Source organism: Actinoallomurus spadix, assembly GCF_024055725.1.
In the GTDB taxonomy this organism is placed as follows: Bacteria; Actinomycetota; Actinomycetes; order Streptosporangiales; family Streptosporangiaceae; genus Actinoallomurus; species Actinoallomurus spadix.
In genome coordinates this window covers 129378-150908 of the sequence record NZ_JAMXMX010000011.1, presented here as the reverse complement: position 1 = coordinate 150908, position 21531 = coordinate 129378, and the positions used below count along the sequence as shown (strand labels likewise).

The 21531-nt window shown below is 73.3% G+C and carries 23 protein-coding genes; 15 read left to right on the top strand and 8 right to left on the bottom strand.

Annotation, left to right across the window (positions count from 1 at the left end):
* Positions 1-72: 72 nt before the first annotated feature.
* From NE235_RS18645 to NE235_RS18635, 3 genes are read right to left on the bottom strand one after another with little or no spacing between them, the layout of a single operon-like run.
* Positions 73-2613: an FtsX-like permease family protein gene (locus NE235_RS18645; protein ID WP_252804609.1), complete on the bottom strand. Its 2541-nt coding sequence runs from the start codon at positions 2611-2613 to the stop codon at positions 73-75.
* A gap of 8 nt (positions 2614-2621) precedes the next feature.
* Entirely contained in the window at positions 2622-3425 is an 804-nt protein-coding gene (locus tag NE235_RS18640) for an ABC transporter ATP-binding protein (RefSeq protein WP_252804607.1), read from the bottom strand.
* A 2-nt stretch (positions 3426-3427) separates the two neighbouring features.
* A complete protein-coding gene (locus NE235_RS18635) occupies positions 3428-3667 on the bottom strand; it encodes a hypothetical protein (protein WP_252804605.1) in 240 nt (79 codons plus the stop codon).
* Between the two features lie 162 nt (positions 3668-3829).
* On the opposite strand from NE235_RS18635, the gene NE235_RS18630 reads away from it, so the two are divergent.
* Together NE235_RS18630 and NE235_RS18625 are read left to right on the top strand one after the other, a co-directional pair.
* Positions 3830-5083 carry a sensor histidine kinase gene (locus NE235_RS18630; RefSeq protein ID WP_252804603.1) on the top strand — a complete coding sequence of 418 codons (1254 nt, stop codon included), beginning with the start codon at positions 3830-3832 and terminating at the stop codon, positions 5081-5083.
* A complete protein-coding gene (locus NE235_RS18625; protein WP_252804601.1) occupies positions 5071-5724 on the top strand; it encodes a response regulator in 654 nt (217 codons plus the stop codon). Before NE235_RS18630 ends, NE235_RS18625 begins: the two co-directional genes overlap by 13 nt.
* Positions 5725-5782: 58 nt before the next feature.
* Here the strand turns inward: NE235_RS18625 and NE235_RS18620 are convergent, their stop codons facing one another.
* Together NE235_RS18620 and NE235_RS18615 are read right to left on the bottom strand one after the other, a co-directional pair.
* Complete coding sequence (locus tag NE235_RS18620) at positions 5783-6382, bottom strand: LURP-one-related/scramblase family protein (protein WP_252804599.1); 600 nt, start codon at positions 6380-6382, stop codon at positions 5783-5785.
* 127 nt (positions 6383-6509) lie between these two features.
* Entirely contained in the window at positions 6510-8042 is a 1533-nt protein-coding gene (locus NE235_RS18615; protein WP_252804596.1) for a UxaA family hydrolase, read from the bottom strand.
* A gap of 348 nt (positions 8043-8390) precedes the next feature.
* Here NE235_RS18615 and gvpJ point away from each other — a divergent pair, with 348 nt between their 5' ends.
* The 8 genes from gvpJ to NE235_RS18575 are packed head-to-tail and all read left to right on the top strand — an operon-like array spanning position 8391 to position 11885.
* On the top strand, positions 8391-8819 hold the full coding sequence (gvpJ, locus tag NE235_RS18610) for a gas vesicle protein GvpJ (RefSeq protein ID WP_252804594.1): 429 nt from the start codon (positions 8391-8393) through the stop codon (positions 8817-8819).
* The gene (locus NE235_RS18605; protein ID WP_252804592.1) at positions 8820-9557 is read left to right on the top strand and encodes a GvpL/GvpF family gas vesicle protein; all 738 of its coding nucleotides are present in this window, start codon (positions 8820-8822) and stop codon (positions 9555-9557) included. It begins immediately after the preceding gene.
* A gap of 1 nt (position 9558) precedes the next feature.
* Entirely contained in the window at positions 9559-9798 is a 240-nt protein-coding gene (locus NE235_RS18600) for a gas vesicle protein GvpG (RefSeq protein ID WP_252804590.1), read from the top strand.
* A 2-nt stretch (positions 9799-9800) separates the two neighbouring features.
* The gene (locus NE235_RS18595) at positions 9801-10166 is read left to right on the top strand and encodes a gas vesicle protein GvpO (protein ID WP_252804588.1); all 366 of its coding nucleotides are present in this window, start codon (positions 9801-9803) and stop codon (positions 10164-10166) included.
* Positions 10163-10621: a gas vesicle protein gene (locus NE235_RS18590; protein WP_252804586.1), complete on the top strand. Its 459-nt coding sequence runs from the start codon at positions 10163-10165 to the stop codon at positions 10619-10621. The genes NE235_RS18595 and NE235_RS18590 overlap by 4 nt, the downstream gene beginning before the upstream one ends.
* Entirely contained in the window at positions 10614-11387 is a 774-nt protein-coding gene (locus NE235_RS18585; protein ID WP_252804584.1) for a GvpL/GvpF family gas vesicle protein, read from the top strand. The genes NE235_RS18590 and NE235_RS18585 overlap by 8 nt, the downstream gene beginning before the upstream one ends.
* Positions 11384-11614, top strand: a complete 231-nt coding sequence (locus NE235_RS38250; protein WP_252804582.1) for a gas vesicle protein — start codon at positions 11384-11386, stop codon at positions 11612-11614. The genes NE235_RS18585 and NE235_RS38250 overlap by 4 nt, the downstream gene beginning before the upstream one ends.
* Positions 11595-11885 (top strand): gas vesicle protein K, encoded by a 291-nt coding sequence (locus NE235_RS18575; RefSeq protein WP_252783625.1) that lies wholly within the window; start codon positions 11595-11597, stop codon positions 11883-11885. The genes NE235_RS38250 and NE235_RS18575 overlap by 20 nt, the downstream gene beginning before the upstream one ends.
* Positions 11886-11946: 61 nt before the next feature.
* Here NE235_RS18575 and NE235_RS18570 read toward each other — a convergent pair whose 3' ends face one another.
* Positions 11947-12237 (bottom strand): hypothetical protein, encoded by a 291-nt coding sequence (locus NE235_RS18570; protein ID WP_252804579.1) that lies wholly within the window; start codon positions 12235-12237, stop codon positions 11947-11949.
* Between the two features lie 162 nt (positions 12238-12399).
* Here NE235_RS18570 and NE235_RS18565 point away from each other — a divergent pair, with 162 nt between their 5' ends.
* The gene (locus NE235_RS18565) at positions 12400-13350 is read left to right on the top strand and encodes an SRPBCC family protein (protein WP_252804577.1); all 951 of its coding nucleotides are present in this window, start codon (positions 12400-12402) and stop codon (positions 13348-13350) included.
* A gap of 8 nt (positions 13351-13358) precedes the next feature.
* Here the strand turns inward: NE235_RS18565 and pepN are convergent, their stop codons facing one another.
* Positions 13359-15899: an aminopeptidase N gene (pepN, locus tag NE235_RS18560; RefSeq protein WP_252804575.1), complete on the bottom strand. Its 2541-nt coding sequence runs from the start codon at positions 15897-15899 to the stop codon at positions 13359-13361.
* Positions 15900-15933: 34 nt separating this feature from the next.
* Positions 15934-17088 (bottom strand): M20/M25/M40 family metallo-hydrolase, encoded by a 1155-nt coding sequence (locus tag NE235_RS18555; RefSeq protein ID WP_252804573.1) that lies wholly within the window; start codon positions 17086-17088, stop codon positions 15934-15936.
* Positions 17089-17169: 81 nt separating this feature from the next.
* Here NE235_RS18555 and NE235_RS18550 point away from each other — a divergent pair, with 81 nt between their 5' ends.
* From NE235_RS18550 to NE235_RS18535, 4 genes are all read left to right on the top strand, one after another.
* Entirely contained in the window at positions 17170-17964 is a 795-nt protein-coding gene (locus tag NE235_RS18550; protein WP_252804571.1) for a GNAT family N-acetyltransferase, read from the top strand.
* Between the two features lie 6 nt (positions 17965-17970).
* On the top strand, positions 17971-19077 hold the full coding sequence (menC, locus tag NE235_RS18545; protein ID WP_252804569.1) for an o-succinylbenzoate synthase: 1107 nt from the start codon (positions 17971-17973) through the stop codon (positions 19075-19077).
* Positions 19078-19140: 63 nt separating this feature from the next.
* A complete protein-coding gene (gene ypfJ / locus NE235_RS18540) occupies positions 19141-20013 on the top strand; it encodes a KPN_02809 family neutral zinc metallopeptidase (RefSeq protein ID WP_252804568.1) in 873 nt (290 codons plus the stop codon).
* A 143-nt stretch (positions 20014-20156) separates the two neighbouring features.
* Positions 20157-21530 (top strand): cytochrome ubiquinol oxidase subunit I, encoded by a 1374-nt coding sequence (locus tag NE235_RS18535; RefSeq protein WP_252804566.1) that lies wholly within the window; start codon positions 20157-20159, stop codon positions 21528-21530.
* The last annotated feature ends 1 nt before the right edge of the window (position 21531 follow it).

The window sequence follows — 21531 nt, the reverse complement described above, 5'->3', positions numbered from 1 at the left end:
AACCACAACGCCGGTCACCGCCGAGGATTCTGGTGGCGCCCGCCACCAGAATCCTCGGCGCGGACCGAGAGGTCAGGAGCGCTGGGCCAGGACGTTCGCCGGGGCGGCGCGCAGCGCGCCGCGGACCGGGAGCTCGGTGGCGAGCCAGGCGATCAGCGCGACCGTGGCCGCGGCGGCCGGCAGGAGCCAGATCGGCCCGGCGGCCCAGGGGCGGCCGAGGAAGCCGGCGCCCAGCAGGGCCAGCGGCACCGCCGACAACGCGACGCCCGCGCCGACGGCCGCCGCCGCGACCAGCGCGGCCTCGCGCCGTACCATCCCGACGATCTGCCGGGGAGTGGCGCCGATCAGCCGGAGCGCGGTGAACTCGTCGCGGCGCTGCGCCGCGGCGGCCGCCAGGCGGTTCGCCACCGCGAGCAGGACGTACCCCAGGAGTACGGCGAGGACGACGACGTTCACCCACACCTCCGGGGGCGTCGGCGCCTTCTCGATGGCGCCGCGCGCGTCGCCGGCCCGTACGCCCGGCTCCCGCGCGGTGAGCGCCGCGAGTGAACGCCGGACCACCTCGGCTCGCCCCGGGGCCGCGCGGACCAGCAGCCGGTCCGCCAGGCCGGTCGTCGTGTGGCCGGCGGCCAGGTCGCGGGAGACGACGACGTCGCCGAAGCCGAGGCTGCGGTCGTACGTCGCGACGATCTCGGCGGTGGCCCGCGTCCCGTCGCCCAGGAGCACGGTGACGCGGTCGCCGACCTCGGCGCCCCGGGCGAAGGCGGTGGTCCTGCTGACCGCGATGGTGGCGCCGCTCAGCCGCCTCAGGTCACCGTCGCGCCGTCCCAGGTCCAGGACGGCCGGGGTGTCCGGCCCGGTGACGAGTGCGCGGTAGGCCGCGACGGCGTTCGCGCCGTCCTCCCGGTGCGGCCACAGGACGGTCGTCGTGCCGACCGGCACGACGGCGGCGACGCCCGGCGCCGTACGGATCTCGCCGGCGAGGTTCGCGGGGACCCCGCCGAGCGCGGGGGCGGTGACCGCGACGTCGGCGTGCGTCGCGGCCCTCGCCTGGTGGGTGGTCGCGGTCATCAGCGTGGTCTGCGTCAGCGCGTAGCTCAGCGTGAACGCGACGGCCATGCCGAGCGCCGTGACCGCGCCGCCGACCCGGAGGGCGTAGCCGTGGCCGTTGCCGACCGCCAGCCAGGTCGCCGGCGACGTACGGGGCGGCAGCCGCCGCAGCAGCGCGCCGCTGCCGCGCCGGACGAGGGACGGGCCCGCGAGGCCGAGGCCGATGACCGCCAGCAGACTGGCCGAGCCGGTCGCGACCGTCGCCTCGGCGGTGCGGAGGAAGAGCGGAACGGCCCCGAGCGTCATCGCACCGGCGATGAGCAGGAGCCCGATGCGGGTGCGCACGGCCGACGGCGTGCGGGGCTCGGCCCGGGACTCGGCGACCGCCTCGGTCGCCGGCATCCGTGACGTACGGAACGCGGCGGCCAGCGCAGACACGCGCACCACGGCGGACAGCAGCAGGACCGCCGCGAGGCCCGGCAGCGGGCTCCAGGACAGCGGCAGGCGGCCCGGCAGCACGCCGTGCCCGGCCAGCATGCCGCCGAACCGGCCGGCGAGGACGTATCCGAGCGCCACGCCGAACGGCAGGGGGAACAGCGCGATCACTCCGGTCTGCGTGGCGATGAGGCGGCGGACCTGCCGGGGCGTGGCGCCGACGGCCCGCAGGAGGGCCAGGTCGCGGCGCTGCCCGGCGATCGCCACCGACAGCGCGCCCGCGACGACGAAGCCGACGATCATTAGGACGACCCCGGCGATCGAACCGGCGAGCGCGAACAGCAGGGCCCGGCCCGTCATCCCGCCGGGCTGCTCCACGTCACCCCGCGCCCCGCCCGCCGCCACCGTGAGGTCGCCGCGGCCGTCCGCGCGGAGGGCACTGCGGACGCGCGCGGCCAGGGCGCCCGGGTCGGTGCCGGGCGCGGCGCGCAGCGCCACGAGGTCGACCGTTCCGCGCTTCGGCCCGGCGTCCCGGCCCGCCAGCGAGGCCGCGACGGCGTCGTCGAAGTAGACGCCCGCCGGGCCGCCGACGACGGCGGACACCCGGTAGCCGTTCCGCCGTCCGGCGGCCACGACCGTCACCCGGTCGCCGGGCCGGACGCCGGCGCGCGCGGCGGTGGCCGCATCGAGCGCCACGTCCCCGGGACCGGCCGGGGGAGTGCCGTGGAGGGAACCGGGTCCGGGCAGCGTCCGGGACGACCAGCCGTGCCCGGCGGTGCGCGGGTCACCGGCGCCGACGACCGCGCCGCCCGGGCCGACGACGGCGGCGGGCAGGCTCACGTCGCCGATCGCGGAGGCGACGCCGGGCAGTGCCCCGAGTGAGGCGACCAGCCGTGCCGGGACCGCCGCCCGCTCGGGCAGCGGCTCGGGCAGGTCCTCGTCCTGCGCGACCGACTGCCGGGCGGCGACGACGACGTCCGCTCCGGCGAGCCGTTCGACCGGCAGGTGGGAGCGCAGGCCGGACTCCGCCAGTACGCCCGTGGCCGTGAGGAACGCCGACCCGCCCAGCACCGCGCAGACGATGGCGACCAGCGCGCCGAGCCGGCCGCGGGCCAGCAGAAGGGACATCCGGAGCATCAGCGGCCTCCGAGCGAGGTGAGGCGGGCGGCGAGCGCCGGTGCCGCGGGGTCGTGAAGCACGTCCACGATCCGGCCGTCGGCCATGATGAGGGCCCGGTGGGCGCGGGCCGCCGCGGCCGGGTCGTGGGTGACCATCACGATGGTCTGGCCGAGCTCGTCGACGATCTCGCGCAGCAGCGTGAGGACCTGCCCGGAGCTGCGGACGTCCAGCGCCCCGGTCGGCTCGTCGGCGAACACGATGTCGGGCCGCGCGGCCAGCGCCCGGACGATCGCCACGCGCTGCTGCTGCCCGCCGGACAGCTCCGCGGGGCGCCGGTGCAGGACCCCGTCCAGGCCGGTGCGGTCGACCAGCGCGCGGATCCACTCCCCGTCCGGGGCCCGGCGGGCCAGGCGCAGCGGGAGGGTGATGTTCTGCTCGACGGTGAACGCCGGGAGCAGGTTGTACCCCTGGAACACGAAGCCGATCCGGTCCCGGCGGAGCACGGTGCGCCGGGCCTCGCCGAGGCGGGAGACGTCCGTGCCGCCGACCGTGACCGTGCCCGACGTCGGGGTGTCCAGCCCGGCGGCGACCTGCAGCAGCGTGCTCTTGCCGGACCCGGACGGCCCCATCACCGCGAGGAACGTGCCGCGGGGGACGGTGAGCGACACGTCGTCGAGCGCGGTGACCGCCGTCGCGCCGGCGCGGTGCACCTTCGTGACGCGGTCCAGGCCGATGACCACGTCCGGTGGCCCGGGCCGCAGGCCGGCCGCGTGGCCCGCCACGCCCGGGGCCGCGGGCCGGACGCCGGCAGATTCGCGCATCCTCACGCCCGCCTCCGCCGGGACCAGTCGGCGAGCAGCCCGGCGATGCACAGGATGGTCACGACGCCGAAGGACAGGCTCACCGCGATCGGCAGCCGGCTCATCGAGGTCACGGCGTTCCCGGCGGCGCTGACCACCAGGACGGTCCAGAGAAGCGTGCGCCACGCGCCGATGCCGCCGCTCCGGTCCGGGGCGCCGGGGCCGGTCTCGGGCCGGGTGAGCCGGTAAGGGTCGTTCGTCATGGGTCCTCCTTCAAGGTCGACTCCGACGCTACGGACGGCCGTGACCTGCGGCGATCCCACGCACTACCCGGTCGTGGTACAGCAGGCACCACTTTTCGGGTGTAACGCCACCGACCACTGCGATTAGCCATAAGGTGGCCACTGATCGTGAGGAGGAGTCGGATGCCGGATGGGAACGACGGCGCGGTCGTGCGCGCGCTGCGCGACCCGATCGACGCGCTCGCGCGGCTGGTCGGCGGCCTGGGCACCGCGGTCCTCGCCCTGCTCACCGCACTGGTGCTGATCGTCGTCGGCGCTCTCTGCCTCGTCGGCGTCGGGCTGCCGCTGCTGCCGTGGGCGCTCGCCGCCGTGCGCGCGGTCGCCGACCGGGAGCGCCAGCGGCTGAGCCGGTGGGGTGAGGAGGTCATCAGCCCGTACGACCCGTGGCCGGGCGGCTGGTCCGCCCGCCTCCGCGCCGCCGCCAGGGACCCGGCGACACCGCGCGACCTGCGCTGGCTGTTCGTTCACGCGGTGTTCGGGTTCGCCCTCGGCCTGTTCGGCGCGTTGCTGCCGCTGCTGGCGATCGAGGACCTCACCCGCCCGCTCTACATGTGGGCGCTGCCGCCCGGCACGGTCACCACCTCGGTGGGCATCCCGGCCGGCGGATGGACCGGAATGGTGTCCAGCGTCTCCCTGGGCGCCGGATGGGTGGCGATCCTGGTCGGCCTGGGGCCGGCGATGGCCCGGCTGCAGGCCAGGCCCGGCAGGCGCCTGCTCGCGCCGCATCCGGGCCTCGACCTGTCCGCGCGGGTCGCGGAGCTGACCGCGACGCGCGCCGCCGCCCTCGACGCCCACACCGCCGAACTGCGGCGGATCGAGCGCTCCCTGCACGACGGCACGCAGAACCGCCTCGTCGGCGTCACCGTCCTGCTGGGCGCCGCGCGGCGGGCGCTGAAGCACGACCCCGCCCTCGCGGACGGCGCCCTGGAGCAGGCGCAGTCGGCGGCCGAGCAGGCGCTCGCCGAACTGCGCGCGGTCGTCCGCGGCATCCTCCCGCCCGTGCTCGAACAGCGGGGCCTCGGCGGCGCGCTGGCCGCGCTGGCCGCCGGGTGCGCCGTGCCCTGCCGCGTGTCGGCCGACGTCCCGGGCTCGCGGCCGGCGTCCGTCGACGCGACCGCGTACTTCGTCGTCGCCGAGGCGCTCACCAACATCTCCAAGCACAGTCACGCCCGGCACGCGGCCGTCGAGGTGCGCCAGACGCGGGACCGATTGTGCGTCCGCGTCGAGGACGACGGGCGCGGCGGCGCGGAGGAGGGCGCCGGAAGCGGCATCGTCGGCATCCGCCGCCGGGTCGAGGCTTACGACGGACACGTGACCCTGTCCAGCCCGCCGGGCGGGCCGACCGTACTCGAGGTGGAGTTGCCGTGCGTGTTGTGATCGCGGAGGACGACGCCCTGCTCCGCGCGGGGCTCGAACTGCTGCTGCGCGGGGAGGGGTTCGAGGTCGTGGCCGCCGTGGACACGCCGGACGCCTTCCTCGCCGCCGTCGACGAGACGCCGCCCGACATCGCCATCGTCGACGTGCGCATGCCGCCCACGCACACCGACGAGGGCATCAAGGCGGCGGTGGCGGCGCGGCGCCGCCACCCGAAGCTCGCCGTCCTCGTGCTGTCGGCCTACGTCGAGGAGAGCTTCGCCACCGACCTGCTCGCCGAGGGCACGAACGGCGTCGGCTACCTGCTCAAGGAGCGGGTCGGGCGGGTCGAGCGGTTCCTCGAGGCCTTGCACCGGGTCGCCGAGGGCGGTACGGCCATCGACCCGGAGCTCGTGGCCCAGCTGTTCGCACACCGGCGCGCCGACGACCCGCTGGACCGGCTGACCCCGCGCGAACGCGACGTGCTGGCGCTCATGGCCGAGGGGCTCGGCAACGTCGCCATCGCCCAGCGCCTGGTCGTGACCGAGGGCGCGGTGCACAAGCACATCCGCAACATCTTCGCCAAGCTGGACCTGCGGCCGACCGAGCACACCGACCGCCGCGTCGCCGCCGTCCTGCGCTACTTCGAGAGCACGGGGAGATGAACGCGGCCCGGCGGCGTCCGTCGCCGCCGGGCCGTCCGAGGCCGCGGAACCCCGGGGATCAGCGGTGCTGGAGGGCGTCCAGCGCGACCGCCTGGGCGATGACCAGACGGCGGTCCAGGCGCGGGTCCTTGATGTCGACGGCGTACTTGTCGCGCAGCGCGAACTTCTTGTCCACCGAGAAGGTCTCCTGCCCGTTCGCGGCGAAGTCGAAGTGGTACGGCCAGGCGAACGGGAGGCTGTCCACGTAGGGCACGAAGTTCCAGACGCGGCGCAGGATGGCGACGAACTTGCTGCGCTCCGAGCCGGTGGTCACGCCGAGGTTCGGCTGCTCCAGGTGCCAGGTGGAGGCCAGCAGCGAGGCCTTGAAGTCCTTGCGGAAGCTGCCGATCGGCTGCCCGCCCGGGTCGGTGACGTCGTACGTCGCGCCGAGGTCGATGCGCTGCCGGGCTTTGAAACCGAAGAGCGGCTGCTCCTTGCGGTCGTCGCTGTAGAAGGTGACCTGCTCCTTGAACGCCAGGCGCTTCTGCTGCGCGAAGGCGACGAGCTCGCCCTCGGAGCCGTCGGGGTTCGCGGCGTGCACCTCGTACTGGTTCACCATCAGCCGCACGCGCTGGCGGATCAGCAGCCGCTGCTGCGCCTGGAACGTCTGAAAGTCCATCTATCCCCGTCTCTGTACTGTTTCGATCGGAGCAGCAAAGGTACAGAACAGGTAAAGGGCGCTCCAAGGCACTCTTCTGATCGGTGTCGAAACCGAGATCTGAGCCGGTCGCTCCGTGCGGGCCGTGTCACATCACCGCGCCGAGCCGCCAGGGCACGAACTCCTCGTCGCCGAAGCCGAGCTCCTCGCTGCGCGTGCGGCGGCCGGACGCGGTGGCCAGGATCAGGTCGAAGATCCGCCGGCCCATCTCGGCGACGTCGCACTCGCCGTCGGCGATCAGGCCGCAGTTGAGGTCCATGTCGCCGGTCATCCGCTCGTACAGCGGCGTGTTCGTGGCGAGCTTCAGGCTCGGCGCCGGCTTGCACCCGAACACCGACCCGCGGCCGGTCGTGAAGCACAGCACGTGCGCGCCCCCGGCGACCATCCCGGTCGCGTTGACCGGGTCGTAGCCCGGCGTGTCCATGAACACCAGGCCCTTGGCGGTGACCGGCTCGGCGTACTCCACGACGTCGGCCAGGTTGGACTGGCCGCCCTTGGCGGCCGCGCCGAGCGACTTCTCCAGGATGGTGGTCAGGCCGCCGGCCTTGTTGCCGGGGGAGGGGTTGTTGTCCATCGAGCCGCCGTGGCGGGCGGTGTAGTCCTCCCACCAGCGGATCCGCCGGACAAGCTTTTCCCCGATGGCACGGCTGACCGCCCGCCGGGCGAGCAGGTGCTCGGCCCCGTAGATCTCCGGTGTCTCGCCGAACACCGCGGTGCCGCCGTGCCGGATCAGCAGGTCCGCGGCGGCGCCGAGGGCGGGGTTGGCGGTGATGCCGGAGTAGCCGTCCGAGCCGCCGCACTCCATCGCCAGGACGAGCTCGGAGGCCGGCACGGGCCGCCGGCGGACGGCGTCCGCCGCGGGCAGCAGGTCCGTGATCCGGGCCACCCCTTCGGCGACCGCCGCCCGGACGCCGCCGAGGTCCTGGACCCCCATCACCGTGACGGGCGTGTCCGCGCCGACGCCCCACTCATCGAGGAGGGACCGCGCCTCGTCGAGTTCGCGGCCGGCGCCGAGGAGGAGGAATCCGGCGAAGTTCGGGTGGCGCGCGTACCCGCGGAGCGTGCGCCGCAGCACGGCGGCCTCCTCGCCCTCCTCGCCGGGTGTTCCGCCGCCGAGACCGTGCGGCAGCGCGACCACCCCGTCGACGGCCGGGTGGGCGTCGAGGAGTCCGGGCACGCCCTCCTGCCGGCGGAACCGCTCGGCGATCCGCCGGGCGACCGTCACCGAGCCGGTCCCCGCGGTGAGGACGCCGATGTGGTTGCGGGTCGCCACGCGGCCGTCGGGCCGGACGATCCCGTCGAAGGTCGCCCGCTCCGCCACGGGCACCCTCTCCTCGGGGCGGACGGCGACACCGAACTCGTACTCCCGGTCGAACCGCTGGAAGCCGAGGTTGTGGGTGTGCACGTGCTCCCCGGCGGTCACCGGACGCGTCGTGAAGCCGATGACCTGGCCGTACTTGCGCACCGGGGCGTCGGGGGGCAGGTCGCGCAGCGCGACCTTGTGGCCGCGCGGCACGTCGTCCCGGGCGGCCAGACCGTCACGGACGGGCGTCCCCGCCGCGAGATCCTCGGTGGCCAGGGCCACGTCGTCGTCCTGGTGCAGGATCAGCAGGGCGGTCATCCGTTACTCCATCCGGGACGGCGAGCACTGTCCGATATCTTCCCCGAGCCGCCGCGGTGGCGGAACCCACGGGAATTTCGGCGACCGGAAGATCTGCCGGATCGTGGCCGCCCGTCAACACTGCGTGACAGTTTTCGGGTGTTCAGGTGCTCCATTCCTACGCGTTGTGCAAGGCCGCATCCGCTCCGTCGACCACGGCGCCGACATGCCCGGTGACCTCGGGCGTTGGTTACGGACGCCGTAGACCCCCTGTCTGTTTGGAGGTGATTTGTGCGGGTAGCCGCTGACCAACGCCGGCCGAACCGCGGGTACCGGTTCCGGCCGGACCATCGAAGAAGGGAATGGAACATGGGCAGCGGGCAGATAGCCCAGCGTGGCGCTCCGGTACAGCAGTCCTCCGGTGGTGGTGGCGGCGGTCTCGCCGACGTCGTCGAGCTGATCCTCGACAAGGGCCTCGTCATCGACGCCTTCGTCCGGGTGTCCCTCATCGGCATCGAGATCCTCCGCATCGACGCACGCGTCGTCATCGCCAGCGTCGACACCTACCTGCGGTTCGCCGAGGCATGCAACCGCCTCGACATCGCCAACGACGGCTCCAGCGCGGGCCTCCCCCAGATGATCGGCCAGATGACGGAGAGCGGCGCCAAGCGCAAGACCAGGGGCGCGCTGCAGGGCGCCGGTGAGACGCTCCGCGACTCCCTCGGCCGCGGCCAGCAGGACAAGGAGAAGGCCGGGTCCCGCAGCAAGAAGAACGACAACGACGACGAGGAGGAGTAAGTGACCGTGCAGTACGTCTACGGCGTCACCGACGCCGGCGCAGAGATCCCCGGGCAGCTCAAGGGGATCGACGGGCAGGAGGTCTCGCTCGTCACGCACGGCCGCTGCGCCGCCCTGGTGAGCGACCTGGCCGCCGACCGGCCCCTCGGCACGCGCGACGACCTCATGGCCCATCAGGGCGTCCTCCAGGCGATCGTCGAGGCGGGCGGGACCGTCCTGCCCTTCCGCTTCGGTGGCGCGCTGACCGACCGGGACGCGGTCGTCGAAGAGCTCCTCAGCCCCCACGAGGACACGTTCGTCGAGCAGCTCGAGCCCCTGCGCGGGCAGGTCGAGGTGCGGATCAAGGCGCGGTACGTCGAGGACGCCGTGCTGCGCGAGATGGTCCAGGAGGAGCCGGAGATCGCCGAGCTCAACCAGCGGGTCCGCGAGCTTCCGGAGGACGCGGCCTACTACGACCGCGTACGCCTCGGTGAGCTCATCGCCCAGGCATTCACCCGCCGCCGCGAGAACGACGGGCAGGGACTCCTCGACGCCCTGGCGCCCCGCGCCACCGCGGTCGCGCAGCACGAGCTGTCCCGTGAGGACGACGTCCTGGACGCCGGGTTCCTCATCGACCGCAAGGAGCGCGAGGAGTTCGAGAAGATCGTCGACCAGGTCGGCAAGGAGATCGACGGACGCATCCACCTGCGCGTCGCCGGGCCCCTGCCGCCGTACGACTTCGTCGGCCAGGAGACCTGACATGGGACTCTTCACCGGGCTGGTGCTGCTGCCGCTGGCTCCGGTACGGGGGGTCGTATGGCTCGCCGAGCAGGTACAGGAACAGGCCGAGCGCCAGCTGTACGACCCCCAGCGCATCGTCCGCCTGCTCGAAGAGGTGGCCGAGGCGCGTGACGCCGGCGAGATCAGCGAGGAGGAGGCCGCCCGCCGGGAGGACGAACTGGTGAACCTCCTGGCCGAGGGGTCCCGCCGAGGTAGGTGACCATGCCCCAGAGCAGAAGCACCCAGAGCAAGAGCACCCAGACCGGAGGCGGCCGGAGCGGAGGCGGCCGGAGTGGAGGCCGTGGAAGCAGCCGGAGCGGGAACGGCCTCGCCCCCGAGGAGGTCGCCCGTAAGGCCGTCGAGCACGTCGTCGAGATGACGGGCCGCGAGAGCGAAGGCGTCATCGCGCTGGAACGGACCGACGACGGCTGGAAGGTCGGCGTGGAGGTCGTGGAGTCCGGCCGCATCCCGGACACCAACGACATCCTCGCCGTGTACGAGGCCGAACTCGACGACGAGGGCAACCTGCTCTCATACCGGAGGACCGACCGCTACTTCCGCGGACGGTTCGATAGGGACAAACGATGACAGAAGTGACGTGGGCCGGCGGCTCGCGCTCCGCCTCCCCCCAGCGGAGCGACGGGCCGTCCTCGGCCAACCTGGCCGACATCCTCGAGCGGATCCTCGACAAGGGGATCGTGGTCGTGGGCGACATCCGCGTGAACCTGCTCGACATCGAGCTGCTGACGATCAAGCTCCGGCTGCTGATCGCGTCCGTGGACCGCGCGAAGGAGATGGGGATCGACTGGTGGGAGCACGACCCCACCCTCTCCTCCAAGCACAGCGACGTGATCGAGGAGAACCGCCGGCTGCGCGAGCGCCTCGCCGCGCTCGAGGGCGGCGACGGGAACGGCCGGAGCCCCGCGGCGGAGGAGGGCGACGGAAGCCCTGCGGTGGACAAGGGCGACGGAAGTCCCGCGGAGGAGGAGAAGGCCGCGGAGAAGAAGACCGCGGAGGAGAAGGCGGAGGCGGACCGTGGCTGACGCCGGCGTCTACCTGTACGGAGTGGCGCAGGACCTCGCCCCCGACGTCCTCCGCGACCTCACCGGCGTGGCCGGCGTCCCGGTCCGCGCCGTCGCGGACGGCGGGTTCACCGCGCTCGTGAGCACCGTCGACCTGGAGGAGTTCGGGGAGACGGCGCTGCGGCGGAACCTGGAGAGCCTGCAGTGGCTGGAGGCGACGGCGCGGGCACACCACGACGTCGTCGACGCGGTGGCGCGGACCGCCCCCACCGCTCCGGTGCGGATCGCGACGGTCTACCGCGACGACGACCGCGTCCGTGAGCTGCTGCGGGAGCGGCGGGAGGAGCTCACCGAGGTCCTCGGGCGCGTCGTCGGCCGGGTCGAGTGGGGCGTCAAGGCGTACGGGACCGCCGAGGCGGCGCCGGAGCCGCCCGGCGCCGGCGACGGCGCGGACGAGCGGCCCGGCATGGCCTACCTGCGCCGCCGGAGGCTGGAGCGGCAGAGCCGGGAGGAGGCGTCCCGGCGGCTCGCCGAGCAGGCCCAGGAGATCCACGCCACGCTGTCGGAGTACGCCGTGGCGAGCCGGCAGCACCCGCCGCAGGACCCGCGCCTGTCCGGCCACGAGGGAACGATGATCCTCAACGTGGCGTACCTGCTCGACCAGGACCGGGCCGAGACCCTCGCCGCCGCGGCCGACGACCTGGCGGCCCGGCTGCCCGGCGTGCGGATCGAGCTGACCGGTCCCTGGCCCGCCTACTCGTTCACCGAACTGGACGCGACCTCGTGAGCGTGGGGGAGGACGTCGAGCGCGCCGTGGCGGTGCGCCAGGACCCGCGGGTGCCGCCGTCCGAGCGCGTCGCGCTGGTCGACCTGCTGGACCGGCTGCTCGCAGGCGGCGTGGTGATCGCGGGCGACGTCGTCATCTCGATCGCGGAGATCGACCTTGTCCGGGTGTCGCTGCGTGCCCTGATCACGACGGTTCGAGAGGAATATGATGACATCCTCCCTCACTGAACGGCTGCGGACGGACCCGGAGACCGTCGAGCACGACCTCGCGGCCCTGGTCCTCACCGTGATCGAACTGATCCGGCAGCTGATGGAGAAGCAGGCCCTGCGCCGGGTCGAGGAGGACGAAAGCCTCACCGACGATCAGGTCGAGCAACTGGGCCTGGCGCTGATGCGGCTCGACGAGGCCATGGAGCGGTTGAAGGACCACTTCGGGCTCACGGCCGAGGACCTCAACCTCGACCTGGGCCCGCTCGGGACGCTCCTGCCCGAGGCCTGACCGCCTCGAACACGAGAATCCGCCGGCGGGAGGGCGTCCTCCCGCCGGCGGATGGAGCAGCTCACTTCCTCCGCAGCCGGCGGACGAACCAGCCCGCGAGAACGACGGCGGCCACCGGCAGGGCGCGCGGGCCGATGAAGCGGACGGCCGCGCCCAGCACCCGCACCAGCCGGGCCAGCGCGAACGACTTCAGCACCTTTCCGACGACCGGGGCCCGAAGTCCCTTCATCACCGTTTCCTGCGCCGCTTTCTTCGGGGCGTTCTTCAGCGTGCCGGCGGATTGCGCGATCTTCTTGTCCGGACGGGACTCGGCGGCCTTGTTCACCGCGGCACCGGCGAGGTTCTTGCGCATATCAGGTCTCTCCTATGGGGGACATCCGTTCCGTAACAGGGTGGTACCCGGACAGCGCGACCTATTCCTGATCCCGCGCATTGGGAATGTGTCGTCTTTTCCCGGGTAAGCAAGGCGGTCAAAGCAACAAAGAAGCAAGGTTTCGAACGAGAGGGTACGAAGATGGCCGAGCTGCCAGGAAGTTCTTTGGCGAAGCGCGCCACGAACATCGCCAAGCCCGTGACCAAGCAGATCGGGAGCACCGTCAAGACGGTCGCCAAGGAGGCCCGCCGTGGCGGTGACCTGGGGCCGAAGGCGATCGCCGGAGGGGTCACCGCGCTCAAGGAGGTCGGCGGACAGGTGCTCGGCAAGAGCGACGGGAAGGGCGCGGGCGGGTCCGCGAAGACCAAGGTCACCAACATCATCGAAGAGGTCGACGTCGGCGCGCCCCGGCGGCTGGTCTACGACCAGTGGACCCGTTTCCAGGAGTTCCCGTCCTTCATGAAGAAGGTCGAGGGCACCGACCAGCTCGCCGACGAGAAGGTGCGCTGGAAGGCGAAGATCTTCTGGTCCACTCGCACGTGGGAGTCGACCATCGTCGAGCAGGTCCCCGACGAACGGATCGTCTGGCGCTCCACGGGCCAGAAGGGCCACGTGGACGGGGCCGTGACGTTCCACGAACTCGCGCCGAACCTGACCCGCGTCCTGCTCGTCCTCGAGTACCACCCGCAGGGCCTCATGGAGAAGACCGGCAACCTGTGGCGCGCGCAGGGCCGCCGGGTCCGGCTCGAGCTCAAGCACTTCCGCCGGCACGTGATGTCGCAGACGCTGCTCCACCCGGGCGACGACGTGGCGGGCTGGCGCGGCGAGATCCACGACGGCGAGGTGACCAAGTCTCCCGAGGACGAGTCGTCCTCCGCCAGGTCATCGTCGGCGAAGCGGTCGTCGGCGAAGTCGTCGTCGGGTGGCTCGTCCTCGGCGAAGTCGTCGTCCGGCTCCTCATCGGCCCGGTCCTCCGGGACGAAGTCCTCGGGCTCCCGGCGGTCCGGCGGCGCCAAGAAGTCGTCGGGCGGCTCCTCCTCGAACAGCCGGCGGCCGGCCGGCAAGGAGACCGCCGGGGCGAAGGACCAGTAGGAACGGCGTCAGCCGCCCCGGACCCGGAGCGCGCGGCGCAGGTCGTCCAGCTCGTCGTCGAGCGCGCGGCGCAGGGCGGTCGTCAGGTCCGCGCGCTCAAGGCACCGCTCCGCGGCCCGTACGGTGGCCGGCGTGGCGGCGTGGGCGGGGAACAGCTCCCGGCCCAGCGCCCTGGCCACCGCCGGGCCGCGCCCGCCCGCTGCCGGGACGTCCGCGAAGTAGCGTTCGACGAATCCGGCCGTGAGGTCCGCCTGCGCCGGCCCCCAGAAGCCCTGCGCGGTGGCGGTCAGCAGGCGGTTGGACAGGGCGCCGTCGGTGAACAGCCGCCGCCAGGCCTCTTCCTTGGCCGCCGGGTCGGGGAGCGCCGCGCGGCACCGGGCGGCGCCCTCCTGGCCGGTGGCGCTGGGGTCGCGCGCGACCTCGGCGGCGATGTCGGGCTCGCCCGCCGCCCCGTGCGCGGACAGCTGCGCCAGGACGCTCCAGCGCAGGTCCGGGTCGAGCGCCGGGCCGCCGGGCACGCGCTCGTCCCGCAGCCACTCCCGGAGCTCGGCGAGCGCCTCCGGCGTCTCGGCGCAGTGGATCAGCTCACGGACGGCGGCGAGGCGCGGCGTCGGCGCGGGCCCGCCGGCGGTGCGGGCCAGGATCTCCCGGCAGGCGCCGGCGATCGCGGCCAGAGCCGCCGGCCGCGCGGCGGGCGGCGTGTAACGGTCGGCGATCCGCCGCCGGCCGAAGGCGAGCACGGCCTCGACGACGCTGACGTCCGGTTCGGCGGGCAGATGGGCCTCGACCAGGGCCAGGAACTCCGCGGCGGGCAGCTCCCCGTCCCGGACCATGTCACGGGCGGTGTCCCAGATGACGGCGCGGGTGAGGCCGTCCTCGATCGTGGACAGCGCCTCTGCGGCGGCCCGCCGGGACCGCTCGTCCAGCCGGAGCTTGGCGTAGCTGAGGTCCCCGTCGTCCAGCACGATGAGGTCGGGGCGGGGAACGCCGGCCAGGCGCTCCAGCGGCACGCGGGCGGCGCCGTCCGTACCCGCGTCCGCCGGCAGGTCGATCGGGAAGCGCTCCCGGAGCCGCAGCCGGCGGCCGTCCCCGCCGTCGTCGGCGAGGTCGTACGCCGCGGCCGTGATCCGGTGCGGGCGCAGCGCCCGCGGGTCGCCCGGCGTTCCCGTGTGGACGACGGCCGCGGAGGTCAGCGTGCCGTCCTCCTCGGTCAGTTGCAGGCGGAGCGTGTCGACCCCGCTCGTGCGCAGCCAGCGTTCGGCCCAGCCGTGCACGTCCCGGCCGCTCGCGGCGGCGAGGGCGTCGAGCAGGTCGGCCATGGTGGCGTTGCCGAACCGGTGGTCGGTGAAGTAGCGGTTGATGCCGGCGAAGAACGCCTCGTCGCCGAGCCAGGCGACCAGCTGCCGCAGCACGGACGCGCCCTTGGAGTAGGAGATGCCGTCGAAGTTCGTCTGCGCGGCGGCGGTGTCGTCGATGCCCTCGGCCGCGACGGGGTGGGTCGAGCGGCGCTGGTCCGCGTCGTAGCCCCCGGGCTTGCGGGCGATCGTGAAGCCGGTCCAGGCGGTCGTGAAACGGGTGGTCTCGGTGACGACCCGGTAGCCCATGTACTCGGCGAACGACTCGTTGAGCCACAGGTCGTCCCACCAGCGCATCGTGACGAGATTCCCGAACCACATGTGCGCCATCTCGTGCGCGATGACGATGGCGCGGGTCTCCCGCTCGACGTCGGTGACGGCGGAGCGGAACAGGAACTCGTCGCGGAACGTGACACAGCCGGGGTTCTCCATCGCCCCGAAGTTCAGCTCGGGCACGAAGACCTGGTCGTACTTCCCGAACGGGTACCGGTCCTCGAACAGCTCGTGGTACCGGTCGAAGGAACGCCGGGTGATCTCCAGGATCTCCTCGGCGTCGAGGTACGGCGCCAGGGAACGCCGGCAGTGGACGCCCAGCGGGATCCCGTCGTGCTCGGCGTGGACCGAGTGCAGGGGGCCGCCGGCGACGGCGGCGAGGTAGGTGCTGATCGGCGCGGTCGGGGCGAAGCGCCAGCGGCCGTCCGCTTCCTTCTCGCCCGCGACGTTGCCGAGCACCGTCCAGTGCGGCGGGGCGGTGACGGTGAGCTCGATCGGCGCCTTCAGGTCCGGCTGGTCGAAGCAGGCGAACAGCCGCGGGGCGTCGTCCGGGGCGCACTGCGACGCGACGTACGCCTCGCCGTCGGCCGGATCGGTGAACCGGTGCAGGCCCTCACCGGTCCGTGAGTACGGCATGTCGGCCTCGACGCGCAGCTCGTTGTCGGCGGCCAGGGCGGGCAGCGGCAGGCGGCCGTCCCGCAGGGACGCCGGGTCGAGTTCCCGTCCGTTGAGCAGCGCGCGGCGCAGCCGCGCGGGCCGGATCTCGGCGAAGGTCTCGCTTCCCGGCTCGGCGCCGAACCGGACGACGGTGTCGGAGTGGAACACCTCGTCCCCGCACGTCAGGTCGAGGTGGATGGTGTAGGCGCGGACGTCCAGCAGACGGGCGCGGGTCTGCGCCTCCGCGCGGGTTAGAGCCGGCATGCGGCAATAGTGCCGTATGGCGGCGACGGGGCGGTCACTCGCGGTCCCCCGAGGCGTCCGGCGGGGGAAAGGCCATGATCCCCGCGAGGAGGGCGGCCCGCTCGGCGAGGCCGGTCACCCGGACCGCCTCGTCCGCGGCGTGCGCGCCCCGGCCGGGAGGGCCGAAGCCGTCCAGGGTGGGCAGCCCGCGCGACCCCGGCAGGTTCGTGTCACCGGCGCCGGCGGCGGGCCGCCCGGTGATCCGCTGGCCCAGCAGCCGCCCGACGCCGGCGATGTGGTCGAGCAGCGGATCCGCGGACCGCTCCGGCCAGGTCGGCCGCGCGGACAGCACGGTCGCCTCGACGGCGGCGCCCGATCGTACGGGACGCAGGGCCGCCAGGGCGTCCAGCACCGTGCGCTCGGCCGCCGCCGAGGCGAACCGCAGGCCGATCTCGGCCGACGCCTCACCGGCGACGACGTTGGCGCGCCGCCCGCCCTCGATCCGGCCGACGTTGCACAGCGTGCTGCCGTCGGCGGGCACGACGCCGCGCACCACCGCGAGCTGGTCGATGAGCTCGTCGATGGCGGAGACGCCCTTGCCGGGGTCGAGTGCGGCGTGCGACTCGCGGCCGCGGACGCCGAGGCGGACCCGGACGCTGCCCCGGCGGGCGTTCTTCAGCGCGCCGTCCGGGTGCGGCGACTCCAGGCCGAGCACGGCGACCGCGCCGTCGAGATGACGTTCGACGACGCTACTGCCCGTGGGGCTGCCCACCTCCTCGTCGGCGACGACGACCAGCCGCACCTGCCGGGCCGGCGCCGCCCCGGCGGCCCGCAGCGCGCGCAGCGCCATCTCGACGGCGACCAGGCCGCCCTTCATGTCGTACGTCCCGGGGCCGGTGATCGTCGTGCCGTCGTCGGTGTAGGGCATGGCGTCGAGCCGGCCGACCGGCCAGACGGTGTCGTAGTGACCGACGAGGAGCAGGTGCGGGCCGTCCTCCGGGCCGAACCGCGACACCAGGTGCTCGCCCTCGTAGGCCACGGCGCCGCCGGCCTCGCGGTGACCGGCCTCGATCAGCGCGGCGCAGTGGGCCAGCGCGGCGGCGTCGCCGGAGGGCGACTCGGCCAGGGCGTACTCCCGGAGCCGCGCGCGGCCGAACCCGAGCAGCCGGGCGGTCGCGCCGGTCAGGGCGGTGGCCAGGTCGGGGGTCATCTCACCTCCGCGGAACCTCAGGTCGATAATGGAAGAAGTCGCAGGTAGCAGCCCTGCACCGAGCGTACCCGTGAGCACCTCTTGCCGCCCCTCACGCCGCAGCTGACCGTGCGGCCGCTCACCACCTCCGCCGAGATGCGGGCCGGGGTGGAGGTGTACCGCGCCGCGTTCGCGCTGAGCCCCACGGACCCCGCCGTCAGCCCGCGGCTGCTGGCCGCGCTGCAGCGCAACGCCGGGTCGGTCATCGGCGCGTTCGCCGGGGACGAGCTGGTCGGGTTCACGTACGGCTTCCTGGGCTCGGACGGTGGAACGGTCTACCACTACTCGCAGGTGGCGGCGGTCCGGCCGGACTGGCAGCGGCGCGGCGTGGGCCGGGCGCTGAAGCTCAGCCAGCGCGACTACGTCCTGGCCGGCGGCGTCACCCGGATGCGCTGGGCGTTCGACCCGGTCCGTACGCACAACGCCCACTTCAACCTGGACGTGCTCGGCGCGACGGGCCGCTGGTTCCTGCGCGACTTCTACGGCGTCGAGGACATCGGACGCGATCCGGGCATGCGCACGGACCGGCTGATCGTCGAGTGGGATCTGCTCCGGCCGCCCGGGCCGTCCGCCCCGCCGCCCGCGTACGCCGGCTGGGGAGAGACGCGCCGCGAGGGCGGCGACGTGCTGCTGGGCGCGCCCCGGGACTGGGACGCCCTGGTCGCCCGGGACCGCGCGACGTCGCTCCGGGTCCGCGACGACCTCGCGGCCGCGATGCGGCGGCTGATCGACGAGGGGTACGCCGCGATCTCCTGTGAGACGTGCACGGAGGACACGGCGGTCTACCGGTTCCGGCCCGCGGACCGGGTACGGCCGGACGGTCCGGGGGAGGGGTGAGGCGCCGTGCCGCGGGTGTCGAAGATCGAGGCGTTCCGGGTGAGCCTGCCGCTCGTGCGCGCCTTCGAGACCAGCTCCCACCGCAAGGCGTACCTGGAGCACATCCTCGTCCGGGTCCAGGACGGTGACGGAATGGTCGGCTGGGGGGAGATCGCCTCGCCCTCCGACCCGTACTACTGCCCGGAGACCGTGGAGGACTGCCTGCTCATGGCCGACCGGTATCTCGCGCCCGCCCTCCTCGCCGCGGACTGGACGCATCCCGGCGACGTCGGCGCGGTGTGGGCGCGGATCCGCGGCCACGAGTTCGCCAAGGCGGGCTTCGAGATGGCCTGCTGGGACCTGTGGTGCCGGGCGACGGACCTGCCGCTGGCGCGGGCGCTCGGCGGGACCAGGACGGCCATCGAGGCGGGCGTCAGCCTCGGCATCGAGCGGACCGTCGACGACCTGCTGGCCCAGGTCGACCGGTACGCCGCCGAGGGCTACCGCAGGATCAAACTGAAGATCGCTCCGGGTTGGGACGTCGAACCCGTGCGCGCGGTCCGCGCCGCCCGCCCCGGCCTGCCCCTGCACGTCGACGCCAACGGCGCGTACACCGAGGACCAGGGCGCGGTGTTCAGCGAACTCGACGACTTCGGCCTGACGATGATCGAGCAGCCGTACGCCCCGGGGGCCCTCGCCGCGCACGCCCGGCTGCAGGCCCGGATCGCCACGCCGCTCTGCCTGGACGAGTCGGTGGAGGATTTGGACCGGCTCGACACCGCCATCACCCTCCAGGCGGGCCGCATCCTCAACATCAAGGTCTCGCGCATGGGCGGTCTCGCGCGGGCCCGGGCCGCGCACGCCCGCGCCGTCGCGGCGGGCTGGCAGGTCTGGTGCGGCGGCATGCACGAGTTCGGCGTCGGGCGGGCCGCCAACGTCGCGATCGCGTCGCTGCCCGGCTTCACCCTGCCCAGCGACGTGTCCGGCTCGGACAAGTACTACCAGCGGGACGTCGTCGAGCCACCGATCCGGGCGGCCGACGGGCTCGTCCCGGTGCCGCCGGGGCCCGGCCTGGGCCATGACGTCGACGAGAATCTCGTGCGCCGCCTCGCGTCCGCCGTCATGGTCTGGTGAAGTCCTGTTAAATTCCGTGCCCACGGGGGATCCACCCGTCGTACCACGCACGGGAGGTTTCTGGTGGACTTCGACGACGATGCCGGGCTCGACGCGTCCCAGGTCGAGGACGCGCGCGGCATGCCCTTCGGCGGGATGGCCATCGGCGGCGGCGCGATCGGCCTGATCGCCCTGGTCGCCGCGGTGCTCTTCGGCGTCAACCCGGGCCACATCATCGGCGGGGGAGGCGGTGGCGGCACCGGCGGCGCGCCGCCCGCGGGCAGCCTGTCCTCGAAGTGTCGTACGGGCGCCGACGCCGACCAGGCCGACGACTGCCGCATCGTCGGCGTCGTCAACAGCGTCCAGGCGTACTGGAAGAAGGAGTTCACCGACCGGGGCAAGACGTACACGGTGGCGCGCACCCGGCTGTTCAGCGGGCAGACGTCGACCGCGTGCGGCGCCGCCACCTCCGAGGTCGGCCCGTTCTACTGCCCCGGCGACAAGCGCGTCTACCTCGACCTGGGCTTCTTCCAGGAGCTGCAGGAGAAGTTCGGCGCCAAGGGCGGCCCGTTCGCGCAGGCGTACGTCGTCGCGCACGAGTACGGCCACCACGTCCAGGACCTGCTCGGCACCATGGACCGGGTCGGCGGCGACCGGCAGGGCGCGACCAGCGCCTCCGTCCGCCTGGAGCTGCAGGCCGACTGCTACGCCGGGGTGTGGGCCAAGCACGGGGTGCAGACCGGCTTCTTCAGCAAGCCGTTCACCCAGAGCGACATCGCCGAGGCCCTCGACGCCGCCGGCGCGGTCGGCGACGACCGCATCCAGCAGCGCGCGCGGGGACGCGTCGACCCGGAGAGCTTCACCCACGGCACGGCCGCGCAGCGCGAGCACTGGTTCTCCACCGGGTACGACACCGGCGAGCCGTCACGCTGTAACACCTTCTCCGGCGGCATCTGACCGCCGCTCGCGCGGGCCCGGCGGCCGGGCCCTGAGGTCCCCGGCCGTCGGGACCTTGGTCTCTCCTCCGGCACCCCCCTCGGGTGATGCGCTGGAGGCCGCAGAAAAGCGGCTTCCGGATGCGTCCTGAGAAGAGGGGAACCGTGACAGCACTCGACGTGGCCCGATGGCAGTTCGGGATCACGACCGTCTACCACTTCATCTTCGTACCGCTCACCATCGGGCTGTCCATCCTCGTGGCCGGCATGCAGACCGCGTGGTACGTGCGCAGGGACCCCGTGTACCTGCGCATGACGAAATTCTTCGGGAAGCTCTTCCTGATCAACTTCGCCATCGGCGTCGTCACCGGGATCGTGCAGGAGTTCCAGTTCGGCATGAACTGGTCGGACTACTCCAGGTTCGTCGGCGACATCTTCGGCGCCCCCCTCGCGATGGAGGGCCTGCTGGCCTTCTTCCTCGAGTCCACTTTCCTCGGCCTGTGGATCTTCGGCTGGGATAAGCTCTCGCCGCGCCTGCACCTGGCCACCATCTGGCTCGCGGCCCTCGGCACGAACCTGTCGGCCTACTTCATCCTCGCGGCCAACTCCTGGATGCAGCACCCGGTCGGCTACCGCCTCAACCCGGTCACCCACCGCGCCGAGCTGACCAGCATCTCCAAGGTCCTCACCAACTCCACGACCCTCGTGACCTTCCCGCACGTGCTGTTCGGCGCGTTCCTCACCGGAGGCGTCTTCCTGATCGGCGTCAGCGCCTGGCACCTGGCGCGGAAGAACGAAACCGTCCTGTTCGGCAAGGCGATGCGGTACGGCCTGGTCGTCTCCCTCATCGCGGCGATCGGCGTCAGCGTCTCCGGTGACCTGCAGGCACGGATCATGACCAAGCAGCAGCCGATGAAGATGGCCGCCGCCGAGGCCCTGTACACCACCTCCGCGCCCGCGTCCTTCTCACTGTTCACGATCGGCTCGCTGGACGGCGGCCGGGAACTGTGGAGCGTCCGCGCCCCGCACGTCCTGTCCTTCATGGCCACCGGCGACCCGAACGGGAAGGTCGAGGGCATCGACGACCTGCAGAAGGCGTACGAGGCCAAGTACGGCGCCGGGTCGTACAAGCCGGTCGTCCCGGTCACCTACTGGAGCTTCCGCCTGATGATCGGGTTCGGGTTCCTCGCCGGGCTGCTCGCGCTGGCCGGGCTGTGGTTCCAGCGCCGGGGCAACCGCTGGTTCTACCGCGCCGCGCTCGCGTCGATGGCCCTGCCGTTCCTGGCGAACACGATGGGCTGGATCTTCACCGAGATCGGCCGTCAGCCGTGGACCGTCTTCGGCGTGCTGCGGACGAAGGACGGTGTCTCCCCGGGTGTCGGCCTCGGCAGCGTCGTCACCTCGCTGACCGTCTTCACGCTCCTGTACGCGGTGCTCGCCGTCATCGCCGGCGCGCTCATGGTCCGGTACGTGCGGTCGGGACCGCCCTCGGAAGAGGAGACGGCGACCGAGGACCCGCTGCCCGCCTTCTCCTACTGAC

What these genes read in the sequence shown, in the direction of transcription:
- NE235_RS18630 (WP_252804603.1), top strand. Translation starts at nt 3,830, where the DNA reads ATGCCGGATGGGAACGACGGCGCGGTCGTGCGCGCGCTGCGCGACCCG.
- NE235_RS18555 (WP_252804573.1), bottom strand. Translation starts at nt 17,088, where the DNA reads ATGACCCCCGACCTGGCCACCGCCCTGACCGGCGCGACCGCCCGGCTG.
- NE235_RS18615 (WP_252804596.1), bottom strand. Translation starts at nt 8,042, where the DNA reads ATGACCGCCCTGCTGATCCTGCACCAGGACGACGACGTGGCCCTGGCC.
- NE235_RS18570 (WP_252804579.1), bottom strand. Translation starts at nt 12,237, where the DNA reads ATGCGCAAGAACCTCGCCGGTGCCGCGGTGAACAAGGCCGCCGAGTCC.
- NE235_RS18640 (WP_252804607.1), bottom strand. Translation starts at nt 3,425, where the DNA reads ATGCGCGAATCTGCCGGCGTCCGGCCCGCGGCCCCGGGCGTGGCGGGC.
- NE235_RS18575 (WP_252783625.1), top strand. Translation starts at nt 11,595, where the DNA reads ATGACATCCTCCCTCACTGAACGGCTGCGGACGGACCCGGAGACCGTC.
- NE235_RS18595 (WP_252804588.1), top strand. Translation starts at nt 9,801, where the DNA reads ATGCCCCAGAGCAGAAGCACCCAGAGCAAGAGCACCCAGACCGGAGGC.
- gvpJ (WP_252804594.1), top strand. Translation starts at nt 8,391, where the DNA reads ATGGGCAGCGGGCAGATAGCCCAGCGTGGCGCTCCGGTACAGCAGTCC.
- NE235_RS18635 (WP_252804605.1), bottom strand. Translation starts at nt 3,667, where the DNA reads ATGACGAACGACCCTTACCGGCTCACCCGGCCCGAGACCGGCCCCGGC.
- pepN (WP_252804575.1), bottom strand. Translation starts at nt 15,899, where the DNA reads ATGCCGGCTCTAACCCGCGCGGAGGCGCAGACCCGCGCCCGTCTGCTG.
- NE235_RS18620 (WP_252804599.1), bottom strand. Translation starts at nt 6,382, where the DNA reads ATGGACTTTCAGACGTTCCAGGCGCAGCAGCGGCTGCTGATCCGCCAG.
- NE235_RS18565 (WP_252804577.1), top strand. Translation starts at nt 12,400, where the DNA reads ATGGCCGAGCTGCCAGGAAGTTCTTTGGCGAAGCGCGCCACGAACATC.
- NE235_RS18590 (WP_252804586.1), top strand. Translation starts at nt 10,163, where the DNA reads ATGACAGAAGTGACGTGGGCCGGCGGCTCGCGCTCCGCCTCCCCCCAG.
- NE235_RS18645 (WP_252804609.1), bottom strand. Translation starts at nt 2,613, where the DNA reads ATGTCCCTTCTGCTGGCCCGCGGCCGGCTCGGCGCGCTGGTCGCCATC.
- NE235_RS18600 (WP_252804590.1), top strand. Translation starts at nt 9,559, where the DNA reads ATGGGACTCTTCACCGGGCTGGTGCTGCTGCCGCTGGCTCCGGTACGG.